Source organism: Paucilactobacillus suebicus DSM 5007 = KCTC 3549, assembly GCF_001434475.1.
Classification (GTDB): Bacteria; Bacillota; Bacilli; order Lactobacillales; family Lactobacillaceae; genus Paucilactobacillus; species Paucilactobacillus suebicus.
The window spans coordinates 1-1,447 of the sequence record NZ_AZGF01000066.1; the positions used below are offsets into that span (position 1 = coordinate 1).

The 1,447-nt window shown below is 27.2% G+C and carries 1 protein-coding gene; it reads left to right on the forward strand.

Going from position 1 to position 1,447, the window contains the following annotated elements:
- Nucleotides 1-1,086: DUF6056 family protein (locus tag FD16_RS12965; RefSeq protein ID WP_162255736.1), on the forward strand; the 1,086-nt coding region annotated here is incomplete at its 5' end.
- Nucleotides 1,087-1,447: the final 361 nt, after the last annotated feature.

Consider the following 1,447-nt stretch of genomic DNA (forward strand, 5'->3'; position numbering starts at 1 on the left):
CAAGTGTTGCACTTCAATTTTAAATCGGGGACATATTTAATTTTAAAAATTAGTGTAGATAGCAATAAACCATCTTTTTTTAACAAAACCATTAGTTATGTATTAGTCATTTTAATTTTATTTGATTTAGTTCCTAATTTTTCACAAATGTTTTTGTGGAGAGCAGGCTCCGAAAATTATTTATGGACAATTGTTATTGACTTAATTTTTATTTATTTGTACGAAAGTGATAAACAGTATACTAATAGATTTTTGAATATTTTACATTTTATCTTCATGATAGTTCTTGGCTTTGTTATGGGTGGTACAAATGAGAATACGGTTGGCGGTATCATAATAATAGTAACATTTATCCACTTTGCAAAAAAAATTAGAGGATATAAATATTTTGCAGTTGTCGCTTCTTTTTTTGGCTACGCGTTGCTTCTGCTATCTCCTGGAGACAGCAGAAGGGGCATGTTATCGAATCCTGGGTTTTATAAGTTAAGCCCATTTCGTAAATTAATTTTAAATATCCCTCAGATAAATGAACATGTTGTTAGCAACATGAGTTATCTGATTATAATATTTTTAGTTTTATTAGCATTTAGTGTGTTTACTAGAATCAACAAAAATAAATTGGTTGATGCAATTGTTTGGTTATTGTCTGGCCTTTGTGTTTGGTATGTGTTGGCATTTTCTCCTGGATCTCCTCAGGAAGAACAAACATATTTTGGAGGCTTTATAATAATTACTATTTCTGTAGTTAAACTTTTCTCTCTTTTATTGCAAAATAGTGTTATTGGTAAACAATTATGTATCTCAATTCTATTTGTGCTACTTTTTTTCACATGTGTAAATTTGTCAAATGGTGTTATAGATGCGTACCGGACTAATCAATCAATAAATAGCAGAAATTCATATATTCTAGAACAAAAAAAGGAAGGGAAAACAAATATAAAAGTGAACAAACTTTCTTATAGCGGACACACAAAATATTCTTTATTATTTGTTCAATTTGATTTAACAAAGGATCCTTCTTATTGGGTTAATAAAGCAACTGCTCATAGATTTGGAGTAAATAGTGTATATGTTGATGAAAAATAATGTAATTTAAAGCTGTCTGGAGCAATTTCTATATTTAATTTTCTAAAAACTTTTTTCATTCATTTTTTTATATCTACAATGGTGTTTATTTAATTGCCTTAAAATAAAGACCTAATAATATAAAATATCATGTTAAATTAGGATTATTGTCTGGTAATTTGTGGTTAAATGTTCTGCATAATGCATATGTGAAGATTATGTGAATAATCTATGCATTATTTTGTAACAAACTGTAACTATTTTGCTATAGTTTTGCAATATAAAAATACTAGAATTGGCATTAATGAATTTAAACTAATAAATGTTAAAAGTAATTTTTATAATTAAAAAACAGGAGTGATAGTTATCAAATCAGCAGTTA